This window comes from Prosthecobacter algae (assembly GCF_039542385.1).
In the GTDB taxonomy this organism is placed as follows: domain Bacteria; phylum Verrucomicrobiota; class Verrucomicrobiia; order Verrucomicrobiales; family Verrucomicrobiaceae; genus Prosthecobacter; species Prosthecobacter algae.
In genome coordinates this window covers 142,545-160,668 of record NZ_BAABIA010000009.1, presented here as the reverse complement: position 1 = coordinate 160,668, position 18,124 = coordinate 142,545, and the positions used below count along the sequence as shown (strand labels likewise).

Annotated in this window: 11 protein-coding genes and 1 tRNA gene; 6 read left to right on the top strand and 6 right to left on the bottom strand. The window is 57.2% G+C overall.

From position 1 onward, the window contains the following. The first annotated feature begins 16 nt into the window (after positions 1-16). The 4 genes from ABEB25_RS19935 (at position 17) to ABEB25_RS19920 (ending at position 7,151) form a co-directional block, all read left to right on the top strand. Positions 17-3,178, top strand: a complete 3,162-nt coding sequence (locus tag ABEB25_RS19935; protein ID WP_345738199.1) for an efflux RND transporter permease subunit — start codon at positions 17-19, stop codon at positions 3,176-3,178. 47 nt (positions 3,179-3,225) lie between these two features. Next, entirely contained in the window at positions 3,226-4,227 is a 1,002-nt protein-coding gene (locus tag ABEB25_RS19930) for an efflux RND transporter periplasmic adaptor subunit (protein WP_345738198.1), read from the top strand. A 75-nt stretch (positions 4,228-4,302) separates the two neighbouring features. After that, positions 4,303-5,580 (top strand): TolC family protein, encoded by a 1,278-nt coding sequence (locus ABEB25_RS19925; protein ID WP_345738197.1) that lies wholly within the window; start codon positions 4,303-4,305, stop codon positions 5,578-5,580. Between the two features lie 95 nt (positions 5,581-5,675). After that, positions 5,676-7,151, top strand: coding sequence for a sulfatase family protein (locus ABEB25_RS19920; protein ID WP_345738196.1), 1,476 nt, complete (start codon positions 5,676-5,678; stop codon positions 7,149-7,151). A gap of 28 nt (positions 7,152-7,179) precedes the next feature. On the opposite strand, the gene ABEB25_RS19915 is transcribed toward ABEB25_RS19920, so the two are convergent. From ABEB25_RS19915 to ABEB25_RS19905, 3 genes are all read right to left on the bottom strand, one after another. Next, the gene (locus ABEB25_RS19915; RefSeq protein WP_345738195.1) at positions 7,180-9,816 is read right to left on the bottom strand and encodes a hypothetical protein; all 2,637 of its coding nucleotides are present in this window, start codon (positions 9,814-9,816) and stop codon (positions 7,180-7,182) included. 132 nt (positions 9,817-9,948) lie between these two features. Beyond that, positions 9,949-11,187 carry an LL-diaminopimelate aminotransferase gene (locus tag ABEB25_RS19910; protein WP_345738194.1) on the bottom strand — a complete coding sequence of 413 codons (1,239 nt, stop codon included), beginning with the start codon at positions 11,185-11,187 and terminating at the stop codon, positions 9,949-9,951. A gap of 132 nt (positions 11,188-11,319) precedes the next feature. Next, positions 11,320-12,153: a 3-keto-disaccharide hydrolase gene (locus ABEB25_RS19905; RefSeq protein WP_345738193.1), complete on the bottom strand. Its 834-nt coding sequence runs from the start codon at positions 12,151-12,153 to the stop codon at positions 11,320-11,322. A 118-nt stretch (positions 12,154-12,271) separates the two neighbouring features. On the opposite strand from ABEB25_RS19905, the gene ABEB25_RS19900 reads away from it, so the two are divergent. Together ABEB25_RS19900 and ABEB25_RS19895 are read left to right on the top strand one after the other, a co-directional pair. Continuing rightward, a tRNA-Met gene (locus tag ABEB25_RS19900) sits at positions 12,272-12,348 on the top strand. A gap of 157 nt (positions 12,349-12,505) precedes the next feature. After that, on the top strand, positions 12,506-13,420 hold the full coding sequence (locus ABEB25_RS19895) for a hypothetical protein (protein WP_345738192.1): 915 nt from the start codon (positions 12,506-12,508) through the stop codon (positions 13,418-13,420). An 11-nt stretch (positions 13,421-13,431) separates the two neighbouring features. Here ABEB25_RS19895 and ABEB25_RS19890 read toward each other — a convergent pair whose 3' ends face one another. The 3 genes from ABEB25_RS19890 to ABEB25_RS19880 form a co-directional block, all read right to left on the bottom strand. Next, positions 13,432-14,622: an FAD-dependent oxidoreductase gene (locus ABEB25_RS19890; protein ID WP_345738191.1), complete on the bottom strand. Its 1,191-nt coding sequence runs from the start codon at positions 14,620-14,622 to the stop codon at positions 13,432-13,434. 128 nt (positions 14,623-14,750) lie between these two features. Beyond that, complete coding sequence (locus ABEB25_RS19885) at positions 14,751-15,347, bottom strand: hypothetical protein (protein WP_345738190.1); 597 nt, start codon at positions 15,345-15,347, stop codon at positions 14,751-14,753. Between the two features lie 263 nt (positions 15,348-15,610). Continuing rightward, positions 15,611-17,944 (bottom strand): PAS domain S-box protein, encoded by a 2,334-nt coding sequence (locus ABEB25_RS19880; RefSeq protein WP_345738189.1) that lies wholly within the window; start codon positions 17,942-17,944, stop codon positions 15,611-15,613. Positions 17,945-18,124 lie beyond the last annotated feature (180 nt).

The following is an 18,124-nucleotide window of genomic DNA, read 5'->3' as shown; positions in this document are numbered from 1 at the left end:
TTCCGTTAGCTCCCGCATGAATCTCGCTCGTTTCGCCCTCCGCCATCCCTGGACTGTTCTCGTCGCTGTGGTGGCGGTGTGCCTGGGGGCCTGGCTGGGACTGCAACGGATGACGCGGGATATTTTCCCGCCTCTGGGCATCCCCACCATTTATGTGGCGCAGCCGTATGGAGGTATGGATCCGCTGCAAATGGAGGGGTATCTGACTTACCGCTACGAGTACCACTTCCTCTACATCGCGAATATTGAGCACGTGGAAAGCAAGTCCATTCAGGGGGCTTCCATCATGAAGCTGCAGTTTCATCCTGGCACGGACATGAGCCAGGCCATGTCTGAAACGGTGGCGCAGGTGAACCGTTCGCGCGCCTTCATGCCGCCTGGGACCGTGGCACCGTTCATCATGCGATTTGATGCGGGTAGCGTGGCCGTGGGGTACCTCGTCTTTTCCACGGATGATCCGGGCATCACGCTGAATCAGATGCAGGACCAGGCGCTAAACAAAGTTCGACCTGCCTTTGCCACCCTGCCGGGGGTCTCGGCTCCACCGCCTTTTGGTGGCAGCTCGCGCGCCATCGTGGTGAATGTGAATCCAGACCGCTTGAAGGCCTATGGTCTGTCACCGGATGACATTGTGAAGGCTATCTCGCGGGGTAATCCGATCAGCCCATCAGGAAACATCAACTTGGATGGGCTTTACCCGATTGTGCCGACGAATGCGATCGTCTCCAACGTCAAGGATCTGGAGGCCGTGCCGTTGAAGAAGACTGAGGCAGGTGCGGTCTTCATCCGCGATGTAGCGACGGTGTCTGACGGTGCGGATGTGACCACCTCTTATGCTTTGGCCAATGGCAAGCGCACCGTTTACTTGCCAGTGACCAAACGAGCGGAGGCCTCCACACTGGAGGTGGTGAAGAAGGTGCGTGAGAGTGTGCCGGAGTTTCAGAAACTGCTGCCGCCGGGCATCAAGGTGAGCTTTGAGTTTGACCAGACTCCTGTGGTGAATCGGACGATCAATGATCTGGTCAAAGAAGGGGCGTTGGGCGCGGCCCTCACTGGGCTGATGGTGCTGGTTTTTTTGCGGGATCTGCGCACGGCGTTCATCGTGGTGATCAACATTCCTTTGTCCCTGATGGCTGCGGCTTTTGGCCTGTGGATCAGCGGGCAAAACATTCACCTCATGACCCTCGGTGGTCTGGCACTGGCTGTGGGCATCCTGGTGGATGAAGCCACCGTGACAGTGGAAAACATCCACACCCATCTGGCGCGTGGCAAATCCCTGGCGCGGGCGGCGCTGGATGGCACGATGGAGACGACCTTGCCACGTCTGCTGGCCATGCTTTGCATTTTAGCGGTATTTATTCCCGCTTTCTTCATGGTCGGTGCGGCACAGGCCTTGTTCGTTCCCATGGCTTTAGCGGTTGGGTTTGCCATGTTTGCCAGTTTCATTCTTTCCAGCACGCTGGTGCCAGTATTATCGGTCTGGTTCTTGCCCAAGAAAACGAAGCATGAAGAGAACCGTCTGAGCCTGCTTGGACGCGGATACCAGGGACTGGTGAAAGGAGCGGTGGCCATCCGTTGGATTCTGGTGCCGGGCTATCTGGCGGGGGCCGTCTTGATCATCCTCACCTTCGCTCCATTCCTGGGCACGGAGATTTTCCCAAAGACGGACAGCGGCCAATTTGCTATCCGTTTTCGTGCCCCGAGTGGGACCCAGGTGGGCATCACGGAAAAGATCGCCCAGCAGATCCTGAAGACCATCGCTATGGAAGCCGGTGGTGAAGATAAAATCGACATGTCCATCGGCATGGTGGGTGTGCACAATTCCAGCTTCCCGGTGAACCTGGTGCATCTGTGGAATGGCGGCCCGGAGGAGGGCTGGCTGGCCGTGCAGATGAAGCCGGAAGCCGGAGTCAGAGTGGAGGCTTTTCAGGGAAAACTGCGCGGCATATTTGCGCGTGAGCTGCCAGATGTGCGCCTGTCTTTTGAGCCGCAGGATATCGTCAGCCGCGTGATGAGTTTTGGCTCGCCCACGCCTATCGAGATTGCTGTCAGCGGCCCTGCCTTGCCCGCCAGCAAGGAGCATGCGGAGAAGATCATGGCCAAGCTAAAAGAGCTACCCTTCATGAGGGATGTGCAGATCGCTCAGACGTTGGATGCCCCGACGGTGAATGTTCAGATAGACCGCGAACGTGCCGGTTTGTTAGGCGTAGATGTGGAGGATGTGACACGTTCTCTCGTCGCCGCCACCACCTCCAGCCGTTTTACGGCCCCTGTGTTCTGGGCGGATCCGGCCACAGGGATCAGCTTCAACGTCCAGGTGCAAATTCCTGAGGAGCGCACGCAGTCCATCGAGCACCTGGGAAACATGCCGGTGACCTCTAAAACGGGAAAGCCCGTGTTGCTGCGGAATTTGGCGAAGATTGAGAAAGGGACTGCGGTTGGTACCTATGAGCGCTATAACCTGGTGCGCATTGTCAGCGTGACGGCCAATATTGTGGGCAAGGACTTTGGCAGCGCCATCGCCGCCGTGCGTCAGGTGCTGGCCGACCTGGGCCCGGCACCGGATGGCAAAACCAAGGTGGATGTCCGTGGGCAGGTGATCCCGTATAACCAACTGTATGAAGGGTTTAGCAAGGGTCTGATCATTGCCATTGTGGTGATCTTCCTTTTGCTATGTGCGAATTTCCAGTCCCTCCGGTTGGCCTTGGTTGTCATCTCCACCATGCCAGCCGTTATGGCTGGGGTGGTGTTGGCGTTGTTCTTTACCGGAACAACCGTCAACATTCAGTCTGCGATGGGGGCCATCATGGCGGTGGGCGTGGCGGTGGCGAATGCCATTCTCCTCGTCACTTTTGCCGACCGTGCCCGCATCGGTCATCTGGGGGACCGTCGTCTAGGTGCCGTAGAAGGTGCCGTGAGCCGCTTGCGACCTATTTTGATGACCAGCTTCGCCATGATTGCTGGCATGATGCCGATGGCTCTTGGCCTGGGTGAAGGCGGTGCGCAGTCTGCCCCTCTAGGCCGTGCGGTGGTGGGCGGCCTGGCCCTCGCCACGGTGGCCACCCTCATTGTTTTGCCTGCTGTGTTCGCTTTGTTCGCCAGCAAAAAAACCACCTCGGCATCGCTTGATCCAGATGATGAATCTGGCGCTTTGTATGAAACAAAAGCCCTGAACTGAAGCATCCCTGGATCCCATTCCGCAAACTTTGTTAATCCTGAAATCCTGTGAAGCCTGTTTCTAAATTCATCATCCTGCTGCTGACATTTGTCACGTCTGGCGCTTTCGCTTTGGAACTCCCTGCCACGAAGCCACAAAAGGGTGCCATCCATCGTTGGATCAGCCTGCCAGCTACGCTAGCGCCCTGGCAGCAGGTGGCGCTGAAAGCGCGTGTGGCCGGTTATGTCAAAAGCGTTTCTGTCGATCTGGGAGACCAAGTCTCCGCCGGGCAGAAGTTGATCGAAATCGAAGTGCCGGAACTTGAGGCTGATCTCATCAGTCATCGGGCAGAAGTGACTGCCGCTGAGGTGGAGGTGAAACGCTTGCATGAAGCCCGGAAGAAATCACCGGATCTCATTTTACCGCAGTCGGTGGATGATGCCGAGGCCAAGCTGGCCATCGCCAAAGCTGGCATGGACCGCGCTGCCACCCTGCTGGAGTTTGCCCAGATCAAGGCTCCCTTTGCTGGTTCCGTGGCCGCCCGGAGAGTGGATCCAGGTGCCTACGCCGCCCAAGGCGGAGATACGCTTCTGCATTTGGTGGACGCCAGCACTTTGCGTTCGCGGGTACCGGTGATCGAACTGGAAAGCGGTTTTCTCAAAGTCGGACAGCAGGTGGAAGTGAAGGCTGAGGCCCTGGCTGGTGTCGTGAGCAAAGGCTCTGTCACTCGCATTTCGGGTGAACTGGATGAGGCCACACGCACCCTCCTTATCGAGGCCGATCTGAAAAACGAAGACGGTCGCCTGCGCCCTGGGCTTTACGTCACCGCCAGGATCGCGGTGGAGCAGCATGACGGTGCCACGATCATTCCTGTTTCGGGGTTAATAAAAGAGAAGGCGAACAGCTTTGTCTTCAAGCATGTCAATGGCAAGGCCGTCAAAACAGCCGTGAAGCCCGGCTTCAATGACGGAGTGAATGTCGAGATTCCTGAACTGAAGCCCGAAGATCTCATCCTGTTGCCGGGGGCGGTGCCTTTGACAGACGGGCAGGAGGTGACGGTGAAACCCTGAGAACCTCCGGCAAAATATGCGGGTGAAGGCCCAGTCGCATAGCCTGTAGCTACTTTTAAGCCGCTTTATTTGACCATGAAATTCCTTTTGTATTTTTTGTTAGCATCCATTGCTGCGGCAGAGCCCATGCATGTCAGCTTGCCTACGGTGATGAAGCTGGCTGGGGCGAACAATGACGAGATCGAGCAGGCCCGGGTGAAGCATACGGAGACCATTGCGGAGTCCAAGCAGGCCTGGCAGCGCTTTTGGCCCACGCTTTCTTTGAATGCCGGTTATCGCGGGCATGAAGGACGGGTGCAGGACATTGGCGGCGCGGTTTTTGATGCTCGCAAACAGCAGTACACGGTGGGTACTGCGGTGATGATTGACTGGTCTCCTGGCGACATTTATTACAGCGCTTTGGCTGCCAAACAAAAGGCCTTGGCGGCGGAGCACTTGGCTGAAAAGACGCGTCGTGACATCGTTCAGGAAGCGGTGGTGCGTTATTATGATCTCCTCGCTGCGGAGGCGGACATGGCCGTCATCGAAGATGACCTTCGCCTAACCGAAGATTATGCAGGTCAGCTCGGCGGGGCCGTTGATGCAGGCACAGCCTTTCGTGCTGACCTTCTGCGTGTGAAGACGCAGGTGAGCCGGGCCAAGATCAGCATGCGTCAGGGCCAGGAAAAACGTGATCTGGCTGCGGCTGCGTTGGCAGAAATTTTACGCCTGGCTCCGGAGACGGCTTTGCGTCCAGCCAAGGCTGACCTCGTTCCGGTGAGTCTGATGAGCACTCGGGGAGTGGCCACGCTCATCTCGCTGGCCAGCCAGAACCGGCCCGAGATGCGTGCTGTAGGGGCGGCGCATACTGCTGCGGCTCTGGAAAGCGATCGCACTCGCGTGGCCCCCATCATCCCCAGCGTGCAGGCCGGTTACAGCGTCGGCGGGCTCGGGGGTGGTTATGCGGGTGAGTTTGGCAATTTCAGTGACCAGCAGGACTTTTTTGTGGGCCTGGGGTGGAAGATCGGCCCGGGCGGCTTGTTTGATCGCCAACGACAGAAAATCGCCGAAGCCCGGGAACAAGGGATCACCCTGCAAACGAACCAGGTCAAAGCTGCTATTGGCCGTGAGGTGGTGGAGGCCGTGTTGAAGGCGCAATCTGCCAAGGATCAATTGGCGATCAATGATGAAGCCGTGAGTGCTGCTGAAGAGATGGTAAAGCTGGCGAAAGACCGCCAGGCGAGCCAGCTCGGCGTGGTGTTGGAGTATCTCCTCGCCCGTGAGGAGCTGACCCGCGCCCGCCAAGGCCGAGTCAAATCCGTGACGGAGTTTAACAAAGCCCAGCACGAACTGAAGAGAGCGGTGGGCAAGTAGGAAGGATGCGGAGACGATGATCTGTCGCAATTCAGCGACAGTTTCTGTCGTTGAACAGGTGGCTCTCCTGCGGATGCTGGAGAGCTCTTTTTCTCATGCGACTGCTTTTCCTTTCCCTTCTTGCTCTTAGCCTGTCTTCTGTGCCGCTGCTGGCCAAGGCCCTGCGGCCCAATGTCATCCTCATCGTGGCGGATGATCTGGGCTATTCCGATCTCGGTTGTTATGGCTCGAAAACCATTCGCACGCCGAACCTGGATCGTCTGGCCGCAGAGGGAACCCGGTTCACGTCCTTTTATGTGGCCCAGGCGGTGTGCAGTGCCTCGCGCGCGGCGCTGATGACGGGCTGTTATCCAAATCGAGTGGGCATGCAGGGGGCGCTGAATCACACCAGCAAAGAAGGCATCAACCCGGACGAGTTTCTTCTACCGGAACTCTTCAAACAGCGCGGGTACAGCACTGCCATTCATGGCAAATGGCACCTGGGCACGGCGGCGATGTTTCACCCCATGAAGCATGGTTTTGACGAGTTCTGGGGCATCCCTTATTCCAACGACAACAGCAAGTTTCACCCCTCGCTCGCCGCTGAGATGCCGCCACTGCCGCTCTACGAGGATGAAACCGTGGAGCAGGTGGATCCTGATCAAAGCCAGTTCACCCGGCGCATCACTGAGAAGGCCGTCAGCTTCATCCGTCGCAATGAGAAGAAGCCCTTTTTCCTTTACGTGCCTCACGTCATGCCACACGTGCCCATCTTTGCTTCAGATCGCTTCAGAGGCCAGTCGCCGCACGGTCTGTATGCCGATGTGGTGGAGGAACTGGACTGGAGCGTGGGCATGATCCTCGCCGCCGTCCAGCAGGCGGGCGTGGCAGATAACACCCTCATCCTTTTCATGTCTGATAACGGTCCCTTCCTCAGCTATGGCAACCATGCTGGCAATGCCGCCCCACTGCGCGAGGGAAAGCTGACGAGTTATGAAGGAGGCGTCCGTGTGCCCTTCATTGCCCGCTGGCCCGGCCAAGTCCCTGCCGGAAAGGTGAATGAAGAACTCTTCACGGCCATGGATCTCATGCCCACCTTCCAGGCCTGGCGTGAGGATGCCGAAGCTTCCGCCCCTCTCAAAACACAGGATGGCAAAGATGTGACAGATCTCTTGTTAGGCAAAGAAGGGGCGAAAAGCCCGCATGAAGCCATCGCTATCTATGCTGGTGGCGAGCTGCAGGCCATCCGCAGTGGCGAGTGGAAACTCCACTTTGCCCACCCCTACATCACCCCTCATGAAACCCCCGGTCGCGATGGCAAACCCTCGAATTGGGAAAACATGAAACCCGCCGCCATCACGCAATCCGGCATCGAAGGTATCGCCACCCGCCACGGCTACAAAGTCGCCCAGCAACCCCTTGCCCTGTATCATCTCAAGGAGGACATCGGCGAACTCAACGACGTTAGCGCTTCTCATCCTGACGTGGTCGAGCGTCTGAAAAAACTCGCCGAGCCCTTTCGCCAGCAGCTTGGCGACAGCCTGACGCAGACCGTGGGCACCGAAGTCCGCCCCCTGGGCCGGGCGGAGTGATTATGAGGGAACGCCGCTTCATTCATTCTCATGGCAACACTGCTGTTTCCAGGATGGCCATGTGAACGATGTCCAGTGCCTCTAGATCGGGTGTTCCGATGGGTTTCCACATACCAAGGATCCGGGACGTACCGGGCATGAAGGTAATAGAGGACTGCACTTTTTCGGTGGGCACATCGGACAGTTCCATCGGCACGGCGGCAGGCGCTTGTTCGATGTTTTCAATCCGGGGTACGGGTGCTGCCGGGTGATGGATAAGCGTGTAGTCGAGCGTGGAGGTCAGTCGGTCAGGGCTGGATGATAACGACCCCTCAAAGGTTGTACCGATGGCTTGTGGCTCATATTCGAATCCAACATTACAGTTTTCGTCTGTCACGACTTCGCTCAGCACCGGGTGATCTTGGGTATGCTGCATTTTGATCTCGCGACCTGAGAAAGTGCAGCTACTAAGGGTGGCTAGGATCTTGGCTTGAGGAGTGTCTTTTTTGGAAAGCAGCAATTGCAACGCTTCTCTAAGATCGTTTCGACCACTTTGTTGGGCTAGCAATTTGTTGGCTGTAGTTCGGTCGGTCTGGATCAGATGAAGTGTCAGCATGCACCTCTGAGGATTGCTGCCTATCACGCAGCCGCCCAGCATGGCATCTACCATCTGCATGGCCTCCCAAGTGGTTTTCACCGTCAGGCGTGAGTTGAGTTCATGGTATGTGACCTGTGATTCTGCGGGGAGTGAGATGCCGTTGGCTTGCAGCATTTCCACGGCCGCTTTGGACTTGTCTGAAGGGGGCGTGGAAAGGGCCGCACTGTCCATTACAGTCCAAAAATTGGAAGGCATGGAATAAGTCTGGGTGATGAATTCGGTGGGGGCGCCAGCCTTGGGCCGGTTTGCAGACAGCTTGACCGATTTCTTATCCACCAGGCCCGGATGCCTGATCACCCGGCAGGTAATGAAAGCTGCATCCAGCATCTCGGCATCGCCTGAGGTCTGCCAGCAACCTATGAGCTGAGGTCTGCCGTTGGCGAAGACTAGTTGTCCTCTCATCCTCGCGAGATCAAACTCATGCCGGGGCAGGGAAAAGCTCGGTTTGGATTCCCCTTCCGAAAGCACTTCCTTCCATCGCCTTGTGGGACTGGACGGGTAGCTCAAGTCAAAGTCCAGCAACAGGGTTTTCCGATCTTCCTCTACCTTCGGAGTGATCTCGATAGCCAAGCCCGTGAGGTGAGGTTGGAAAAACAGATTTGGCTGCGGGTGAGCATGGCGTGTCATCTCTGAAAGGAGGCTCATGCTGAGGTGCGATTGCTGCACTGTTTTTTCGCCGTCCCGGCTTTCCTGATGGGCGGTATGCAGGCAGCGGGCCTCTCCCTGAGCAACTGCTGCGTGGAGCCTTTGCAGGAGTTGTTCGTGATCTCCTGTGATGGCGGCATCATCGGTTAGGTCGCGCATCAGTCGGTTGGGGCCACGAATGATCTCCGTGGTCATGGCCACCGTCGCGGGTGCTTGGTTGATCATTTCCTGAGTCCATTGGTCCACCTCCGTCAGTGCTTCGGGGGTGGTTTTCACCACCATCCGGCCTGCTTCGTTGAGACTTGCCACACTGCCCTCAGGGAGTGTTATTCCATTCGTGGTCAGCATCTTTGCAAGCCCACCTGGACTGGCATCGAACGCTTCCAGCATCGCCGTGGGCAGGTCGAACTCATGCGTCATCATCGTTTTCAGATCCTGAGGCATGACTAACTGTGCAGGGTCGTTTTCGAGAACCTTGGGAACCTCCAGCCGGCCCGTCACAAACAGGGCTTGGCTTATATCGTGTTCACCCGGCAAGGTGTCGCCGTTGGCTGGCCACAGTCCGGCCAGGCGGGTATCCCCGCTGTTCATGGTCAGCGTGGTTTCAAAGGCTGTTTTCTGGACGGTGGCCTGGGTCTTTCCTGGTGTTCTTGGTTTGGAAGTTTCTGTTCGCACTCGCACGTTAAATTCTGGTGCCAATGTGAGTCCCAGGGAGTGACCGTCACTTTCGGCGGAGGCATCGATTCGCAAGCTCATCCCCAGCCGTTGCATGTCATTCTGGGCGCTGGCAAAACCATTGGCATCCAGTGTCAGACTGTATGTATGTTCGCGGTCTGTCACACAGTCTAGAAAACAAGGTTCGCCACTCTGCTGACTCGTTTGTATCCCGCGTAGCAGCGTCACACCCGAGCCGTGTTTGCCCGCCTCGGCCAGCAAACGATGCAACATTTCCGCCTGATCTTCAGCGTATGGCTGCGTGGCATTTAACTGGCGAAGCAAAGCCCCTGGAGCCTGAATGACGTAAGCCGTCACTTGGACATTCTGTGGATTTGTCTTTGGAAATGATTCAACGAACCCCTTGATGAGTTCCAGGTTTTTTGGCGAGTTCTGAACAGTCATCTTCCCACTCCCAGGATCAAAAAAAACTGCGGCACCTGCTGGAAACTCAATGCCCTCTTTCAAGAGTAACGTCTTTGCGGAGGCGAAATAGGGAGCGTCCGCTCCAGGTTCTCCGGACTGATTGGCGGATACGCCGAGCTCTAGAAAATTCGCTGGGATCTGAAATGTGCGTCTCTCCATCGCCACCTCCTGGCTCTGCAAACTTGGGCCGTCTGAGATGGAGACGAGCAAGAAACCCAGAGCCAGAACCGGACAAATGCGCATGATCCCTGAGACTAAGTGAATCTGCCCTTTCGAGTCGAGCCCAAAGTCTGGCCTTGTTAGCGGGCAGGCTAAAACAAAAACGCCCAGCCTGCTTTCGCAGGCTGGACGTTTTAAAAACAGACTAACCAATGATTACTTTTGAAGGGCGGCAATGCGCTTGCACACTTCTTCGACGTTCGCGCGGCTGTTGAAGGCGCTGATGCGGAAGAAGCCTTCGCCGGCGCTGCCGAAGCCGCTGCCGGGGGTGATGACGACGTTGGCTTCGTTGAGCATTTTGTCGAACATCTGCCAGCTTGTCACGCCTGCGGGGCAGCCAACCCAGACGTAGGGGGCATTGACGCCACCAAAGACCTGGAGGCCCGCGTTTTTGCAGGCTTCGACCAGGAGCTTGGCATTGCCCATGTAGTGCTCAATGAGAGCGGCGACTTGGGCTTTGCCCTCGGGGCTGTAGATGGCCTCGGCACCGCGCTGGACGATGTAGCTGACGCCGTTGAACTTGGTGCTGTGGCGGCGGCTCCAGAGGGGATGGATGGCCAGGGGGCTGCCGTCTTTCTTTTTGCCCATGAGACCTTTCGGGATCACGACGATGGCGCAGCGGACACCGGTGAAGCCGCCGTTTTTGGAAAAGCTGCGGAACTCGATGGCGACATCGCGGGCACCTTCGATCTCGTAGATGCTACGGGGGATGGCGGGATCCTGGATGAAGGCCTCGTAGGCGGCATCGTAGAGAATGATGGTACCATTGGCCTTGGCATAGGCGACCCAGGCCTCAAGCTGCGCACGGGTGGCGGTGGCACCCGTGGGGTTGTTCGGGTAGCAGAGATAGACGAGGTCCACAGGCTCACTGGGAATCTCAGGAACGAAGCCGTTTTCTGGGGTGCATTTGAGATAATGCAGGCCTTCGTAGGCACCGGATTCATCGGCGTCGCCCGTGTTACCAGCCATGACGTTGGTGTCCACATAGACGGGGTAAACCGGGTCTGTGATGGCGGTTTTGTTGCCGCTGCCGAAGATGTCCAGGATGTTGCCGGTATCGCACTTGCTGCCGTCGGAGATGAAGATTTCATCGGCATCCACGTTGATGCCACGGGCTTTGTAGTCGTTGTCGGCGATGGCGTTGCGCAGGAAATCGTAACCCTGTTCTGGGCCGTAGCCACGGAAGCTGGAGCGGTCGCCCATTTCATCCACAGCCTTGTGCATGGCGGCGCGAACGGCCTCAGGCAGTGACTCGGTGACGTCACCGATGCCGCAGCGGATGAGGCGCTTTGCGGCTTCCGGATTGCCTTCGGTGAAGGCCTTCACGCGGCGGGCGATTTCGGGGAAGAGGTATCCAGCTTTGAGCTTGAGGTAGTTTTCGTTGAGGTAGGCCATGGCAGAGAAAAATGGGCCGCCAGTGTGGCGAATGTGCGCCAGGATGCAACAGGGGAAGAAAAACGCCCTGACCGGTGAAGGTCAGGGCGTGTGAAGTAAACCGAAGGCTATGCTGCCTGGGTGGCGAGATGCTTACAGCTTGCGCACCCAGATGTTACGTAGGCGCACAGGTGGGTTATTTTTGTGATCCTGAAGACGCAGTGGCGCAGTGGCGGGGAAGCTGCCGCTGTAGTCGGTGATGTTCTTGTGCTTGGTGGGGCCCATGATTTTAGTATGCACCTGCACGCAGACGCCGTTCACAAAAGTGGTGACGTAGGCGGGCTCCACCACTTTATCGCCTTCCAGTTTTGGCGCGGTGAAGATGATGTCGTAGCTCTGCCATTCGCCTGGCTTTTTCACGGCATTCACCAGCGGAGGGGTCTGGCCATAGATACAGCCCGTCATGCCATCGGCATAGGTGGGGTTGTTATAGGTGTCCAGCATCTGGCACTCATAACGGTCCATGAAGAAGACACCGCCATTGCCCTTTTTCTGGGAGTTGCCTTCGGTGTGGGGCTCGCTTTTCCACTCGATGTGGAACTGGCAGCTCGCGAACTGTTCCTTGGTCCAGGAGTCACCACCGTCCACGATGAGTTCACCATTTTCCACTTTCCAGGCGCAAGGTCCCAGTTCCTTGGTGGGCTTGCCCTTGTCGTCCTTTTTATAGGAGACAAAAGCGTCCGCATTTTTACCATCGAAAAGCACAATGGCATCTGCTGGGGCATCTCCCAGCTTGGCACCTGGGGCCACGTATTCAGGCCGTGGGCGGTCGATGTCATGCACCTTCCACTGGGTACCTGGGATCACGGGAGTATCGGAATAGCCAATGGGAGACGGTTTCTCAGGGGCAGCAGCAGCGGGCTTGTCAGCCGCGCTGAGAGTGGTGGCCAGGGCCAGCAACAGGGCAGGGGTAAGGTAGGACTTCATGGTGATGAGGAGGGAACGAAACGAGCACGCGCGGAGCATGTTGCAAGAGCCGTGTGAGAAAGAAGCAAAAAGGTGTTGCATGCCTGGGGACCTGTGGCATCTTCACATCCCAAAAGATCGCGGGGTGGAGCAGCCCGGTAGCTCGTCAGGCTCATAACCTGAAGGTCACAGGTTCAAATCCTGTCCCCGCTACCAAAGGAAGGCCGTGCAGCAATGCACGGCCTTCACCGTTTCTGGTGCGTAACCAAAGCAAATATGAAACTTTTCGGGCTTGTTTTATGCTTGCATCACAGAAAGGTGAATCAGTAGGATAACCTTGAGATTGAGGGGGGCATAAACCGACAACGACATCGTGAATGAATACTCAACAGGACAACCTCAATTTGATTTCAGAACGGGCGGAACAACTTTCGTTCATGCTGGAGTCATCTCCCGACCAAACCAGCAGGCTTGTGCTGAACTCAATCGACAGCGGGCGCGCGCAATCAAGGAAACGGCTCGAGACGATGCATCCAGCGAATCGCTTCCGCCTGATGTTTGGGTTGACTCCTTTGCCCGAAGAGCCTCGACGTTAGAAGTGCCATTGATCAGTCTTCAGGATCTCGGCTTTCTGGAGGATGGTGTTGAAGGCATGAGTTCCAAGTATCTTGGTAACATCGGACTGGGACGTGAAGCCAGTGCTTGGGCTGATCGTACCTATGGATGCGTTTATAAGCTGTTTGATCTCAAATTGGATTCCGAAAATCGGGCCTCAATGGGACTCAAACTTCAGATTCAAGGAAGGCCACCCGACGAAGTGGAAGTCATCCAGCAGCCTGCAGTTTTAGGAGACATCCTGGATAAAATTTGTCTACTCCATGAAGCAGGCGCTTGTCCGACGGAGATTATAGGCCTCTCCAAGGATGGTAAATATCTGATCGTCAAACAACCTCGCTGCAAAGCTTATGATGACTTTGACAAAGATCAGGAACTCGCAGTGAAAGCGATGAACGGAGTGGCCCCCAAAGGGTCTTATGGCAATGAGCTCTGGGTCTTTTACGCTGAGCATAGAGTCTGGCTGCTGAGTGACCTGCACAAAGGCAACATTCGACGTTTGCCTGATGGCTCAGCGACCATTATTGATGCCTTGATCGGAGAGTTGCCAGACTATTATCTGAAGCACCATCCTAAACTTCATGAGGCGGCTGTTAAGGCTAAGGCATTGGCTCTGGGGGAGGTTGTCCCACCTGATGATCCCTTCTATAACGTGGACGATGATGATCTCTGAGTGAGACAATATCACAGCCTCATCCCACTCAGCGGCCCTGTCTTTCCACCCGCCATGGTGGCGATCATTTGGCGGCGCATCCAGGGGAACTGATGCATGAGCGGAAAGGCGAGGTCGCGCAGCCAGCCGAGAGGAAGCAGATCGGATTGAAAAAAGGGCGTGCTCCAGCGGGTGGCAAACTGGTAAAAACGAAGGTGGCTGCGCCGGGTGGCCGAGTAATGGGGAAGGGCCTGCTCCAGGGGATATTGAGCCAGGGCATCGGCGAGGGCTGCGGCATCCATCAGGGCGAGATTAACGCCCTGACCCAGTTGGGGACTGAGGGCATGCGCGGCATCGCCCAGGATGGCGATACGGTCCCCATGCCATTGGCGCATGACCACGTCATGGTAGGTCGCGGTGGCGACTTGCTGGTGGGATTCGATCTGCTGCAAGAAGGTCTCTGCCTGAGGAGCAAGGCGCAAAATCTGCTCTTTCCAGACAGCAAGGGGAGTGGCTTTCCATTCGGGCATGGCATCCAAGCGTAGGCTCCAAAAAAGGCTGAGCAAATCCTCGTGCGTGCCCGTGGGGAGATAACCATTGAGCTCGCGGGTGGAGCCCACACATTGCCAGAGCTCCTGAGGATGAAACTCGGGAGTACGTTTGCCGATGAACCATAAGGCCCCCCAGGGATAGCGGCGGACTCGGGCGGGCACACCGCATTGTGCGCGGAGAGCCGACTGAGCACCGTCGCAGATAAGCAGAAGATCATACGGCCCATGGGTGCAGCCTGCGGTATCGTGCAACAGGGGGCGGCCTGTGCTGTCACGGGAAAGCCGTTCCATCGTCGTGCCCCATTGTATGGTTGCTCCGGCTTGAGGCATCGCCTTCAAAAGCACGTCCAGAAAAGTCGCGCGATGAGTGCCTGCTCCCTTGAGATTTTGGCCTAACTCTTGATACGATAAATTGAGCAGCACACGGCCGCTGCGAGTGCGGCAATACAGCCTGGAGACGGGGGCTGTGTGAGGAAGCAGTTCGGTGCGCAGGCCCAGGCGTTCTAAAACGGCCATGCCTGTGGGCTGGAGAAGAAATCCGGCTCCGACGGGCAGGGTTTTTGCGGCGCGTTCGAATAGCGTGACCTCATGTCCTGCACGGGCGAGAAAGAGGGCGGCCGCAGGCCCTGCCGTGCCGGATCCGACGATGGCGATGCGGAGGTAGGCTGGCATAGTTATTTCAGATTGTCTCCAATCTGGCGAGTTGCGCCTTCTACGCAAAGGCTGGCTCGCAGAAGGGTGCCCGACCGTCCGTTGGCATTACGGGAGCCGCATGTTTCAGTCGGCGGAACCTTGGGCGATTAGCGCCCCACATCAAAGTAGAAATCGTGCTGTTCCCCCTGGATCTGAACGGTGATTTTGAGAGGCTTTCCTCGGCGCAGATCCTGACCGTACATTTTGACGACACCGCCAGCAAAGGCACCTGGCATGATGGTGTCCCGCCGCAGCATGGAGGTGGTGTCGCCCAGTGCGGCATCCCTAGACATGGCGATGGAACTGATCTGGCTGGAGGTATTGGCCTGGATGTTAGATCTGGCGATGGCACTGGCAGCGGGGTTGTAAGTGGTCGTCGTGCCGGTGTAGTTGGCGCGGGCGTAGCCGCCGCTGCCGTAGGCATAGGCAGAGCCTGTGTGATAGCTCTGTTGGGGCATGGAGGCGGCCATGGACTGTGAGGCACCGTTCATAGCGGCGGCGAAGGCCTGAATGGCGGCTTCGGTCTCGATCCGTTTGCGCAGCTTTTCATAGGTGAAGACGCGCACACTCTTTTCGCCACTGGTTGCCGTGACGTTGTCGGTGGAGAAATCAATGACGCCTTTGCTGCGGTTGTTCACCACCACTAAGAATTCTGGCAAGCTGTGAGTGGCTCCTGAAAACCGGTCGGAAAGCAGGCGGACCATCACCTCATTTTGCTTTTTGGAGATCAAAATCGGATTTCCCTGCTCATAAATAGGCGGGACCGGATTGGATGCCGAAACCTTGAGGCTAGAAGAACAATTGCTAAGCGAAAGACAGCAACCAAGGGCAAACAGGGCGAGAGTCGGGATCTTCATGAGGGAGGATGAAACTCTCTCATACGACGAGTTGATTCTCCTAAGCAAATAGTTTTAACCGAGTGCCTGAAAATGTGGGATACGAGGCAATGAGGATTCGATTGCCTTACTTAGATATTCGGCCCCTCGCCTATTTTGAAACTACAGAGAGCTTGGGTCAGTTGTTCAAATTTGACTGGTTTTACCAAGTGGCAGGCAAAACCGGCTTCACGGGTGCGGAGATGATCTTCCTCCATACCGTAGCCGGATAGGGCAATGCCTGGCAGGGTGTGGCCTCGGTTGCGCAGTTGCTGCATGAGGTCGAGGCCTGAACCATCGGGCAGTCCGAGGTCGGAGATGAGAATGTCAAAGCGATGGGTGGCGGAGTCAGCCATGCCGAGAGCTTCTTCCACATTGCTAGCGCACTGCACGCGATGGCCCGAGCGCTGGAGCAGGTGTGCCAGCACCTGGCGGGTGTGTTCGTGATCTTCCACCAGAAGGATCTGCAGGACTTGTTTGGCTATCTGCCCATTGGCCAAGGCTGTAGGTTCCAAGGGGGGATCCTCTTCCGTGAGAATGCCAAAGGGCAAGGTGACGATGAATGTTGCTCCCTGGCCGGGGCCTTCGCTCGCTGCGGCGATGCTACCTCCGTGGAGGCTGACGATGGCGCGAGCAATGGCCAGCCCCAGCCCAAGACCGCCAAACTGGTGCTGGGTGCCGGGTTTTTCCTGTTCAAAGGGTAGGAAAAGCTGGTCGGCCCTAGCTGGGTCAAAGCCGACGCCAGTATCCTGCACAGTAATCTGGGCTAACTTTTGAAGCTCGTCTGTGGAAGTACTGATCGTGATGGTCCCTGAATGAGGGGTGAACTTCACCGCATTTTTGAGGAGATTCCAAAACACCTGCTGAAGCCTGGCGGAATCTCCTGCCAGCCGAGGGGCTGCTGAGGTGAGCCGCAGCCGTAGGGTGAGGTTTTTTGCCGCCGCGTCTTCTTTGATGATTTCGACGGCGTGATGAATGAGCGTTTCCAGATCGCAAATCTCTTTGCGGAGGTGCAGCTTGCCGCGTGAGATGCGTGTGAGGTCCAGCAGATCGTCGATGAGGCGTGCCTCAAGAGTAACGTGCCGTTCGATCATGCCCAGCGTGCGGCGCACATCTTCGGGCAGGCGTGGGTCTTCACTGAGAACGGAGGCGCTGAGGAGTACTGGCGTCAGCGGTGTGCGCAGTTCGTGGGAGAGGGCTGCGAGGAAGTCATCTTTGGCCTGGCTGGCTTTTTCGGCCAGTTCTTTGGCTTCCCGAAGGGCTTGTTCAGCCTTTTGACGTTCCGTAATGTCCCGGATGAAACCGACAAAAAGGGGCGGCTCTGCATCCGTGACGGCATTGATGCTGAGTTCCACGGGAAATTCGGTGCCATCCCGGCGCAGGGCGGGAAGTTCCAGCCGCTTGCCGAGCACGGGACCTGATCCGGTGATCAGGTAATTTTTCAGGCCCTGATTGTGGGCGGCTCGCAGTCTTTCTGGAATGATGTGGTCCGCCAGCATCTGGCCCACAATTTCCTCAGGTCGCCAGCCAAAGATGCGTTCGGCGGCCTGGTTCCAGTCTCTTACCCGCCCATTCATGTCCATGAGAAGGACGCCATCCAGCGAAGTCGCCAAGATGGAACGGCTGCGGAGTTCCTCTTCATGCAGGGCGGACTTGGCACGCTGGGCGCGGGCCTCCTGGACATCCACGGCGCGGCTGGCAGAGACGATGAGGGCATAGAGGAGAATGAGCCCGCCAAAGAGCATGAGCGCCGTGCCCTCACCTGGAGCCACATGGGCGTAGGCCCGGGCTTTGCCAATCAACCAGGCGAGGAGGATGAGAGATGCCGTGGCGCCGGGAAGCAGCCAGCGTAGCAGCATGCCACCCGCCCCCTGTGACAGAATGCGCCTTACCGGCTGGCGTTCACCGCGAACCGCCAGAACGCCTACGGCCAGCATCACGAGAGCCACCGCTGCATGCAGCAGCAGATTGGTGGATTTGAGGAGGCCGGTGAAGCCACCTGTGCCGGAGAGATAGCCCACCAGGCCAAAGCAGGCCGGAAGCGCGGACATAACCGCCAGGATGGGCGCAATGAAGATGCTGCGAGGGCGACCAATATGAATCGTCCAGTCCAGCCCGCAGAGCGAAACGCCCAGAAAAAACAGAGACAGCGCCGCATTGAGGCTCATTCTTCCCGGGGCGACCACATGGTTGTTGGCGTGATCTCCGGGAAAAGTGGCGGCTGCCAGCAATGTATCCACCCCCAGGTTGATGCCTGAAAAGTATTCTAGAGAAGTCAGTCCCCCGATCAATGCGGGGATAGCTCCCAATAGACTGGCAGCCAACTGCTGTCTATTTAGTTTGGCGGGTCTCCCCGCGTGATGCCAAAGCAGCAATGAAAGAGCCCCAGCACTGAGGGCCAGCGCCGTGTTTGCCCGCGTGAACATGGCTCCTGGCCAACTCGCGACAAATTGCAGGGACGGTATCCACCAGACGGCCAGATTGCTCAGGCCAATCATCAGGACCACCGCGCTGACGACATGAACAATGATGCCACACACATGCCCGGCAAGCGGGAGGGGGGAATCAGCCCTTGGGGCAGGGGATGGCGGCAACGTCTTGGATGT

What these genes read in the sequence shown, in the direction of transcription:
- ABEB25_RS19920 (WP_345738196.1), top strand. Translation starts at nt 5,676, where the DNA reads ATGCGACTGCTTTTCCTTTCCCTTCTTGCTCTTAGCCTGTCTTCTGTG.
- ABEB25_RS19905 (WP_345738193.1), bottom strand. Translation starts at nt 12,153, where the DNA reads ATGAAGTCCTACCTTACCCCTGCCCTGTTGCTGGCCCTGGCCACCACT.
- ABEB25_RS19935 (WP_345738199.1), top strand. Translation starts at nt 17, where the DNA reads ATGAATCTCGCTCGTTTCGCCCTCCGCCATCCCTGGACTGTTCTCGTC.
- ABEB25_RS19910 (WP_345738194.1), bottom strand. Translation starts at nt 11,187, where the DNA reads ATGGCCTACCTCAACGAAAACTACCTCAAGCTCAAAGCTGGATACCTC.
- ABEB25_RS19885 (WP_345738190.1), bottom strand. Translation starts at nt 15,347, where the DNA reads ATGGTCCGCCTGCTTTCCGACCGGTTTTCAGGAGCCACTCACAGCTTG.
- ABEB25_RS19890 (WP_345738191.1), bottom strand. Translation starts at nt 14,622, where the DNA reads ATGCCAGCCTACCTCCGCATCGCCATCGTCGGATCCGGCACGGCAGGG.
- ABEB25_RS19915 (WP_345738195.1), bottom strand. Translation starts at nt 9,816, where the DNA reads ATGCGCATTTGTCCGGTTCTGGCTCTGGGTTTCTTGCTCGTCTCCATC.
- ABEB25_RS19880 (WP_345738189.1), bottom strand. Translation starts at nt 17,944, where the DNA reads ATGTTCACGCGGGCAAACACGGCGCTGGCCCTCAGTGCTGGGGCTCTT.
- ABEB25_RS19925 (WP_345738197.1), top strand. Translation starts at nt 4,303, where the DNA reads ATGAAATTCCTTTTGTATTTTTTGTTAGCATCCATTGCTGCGGCAGAG.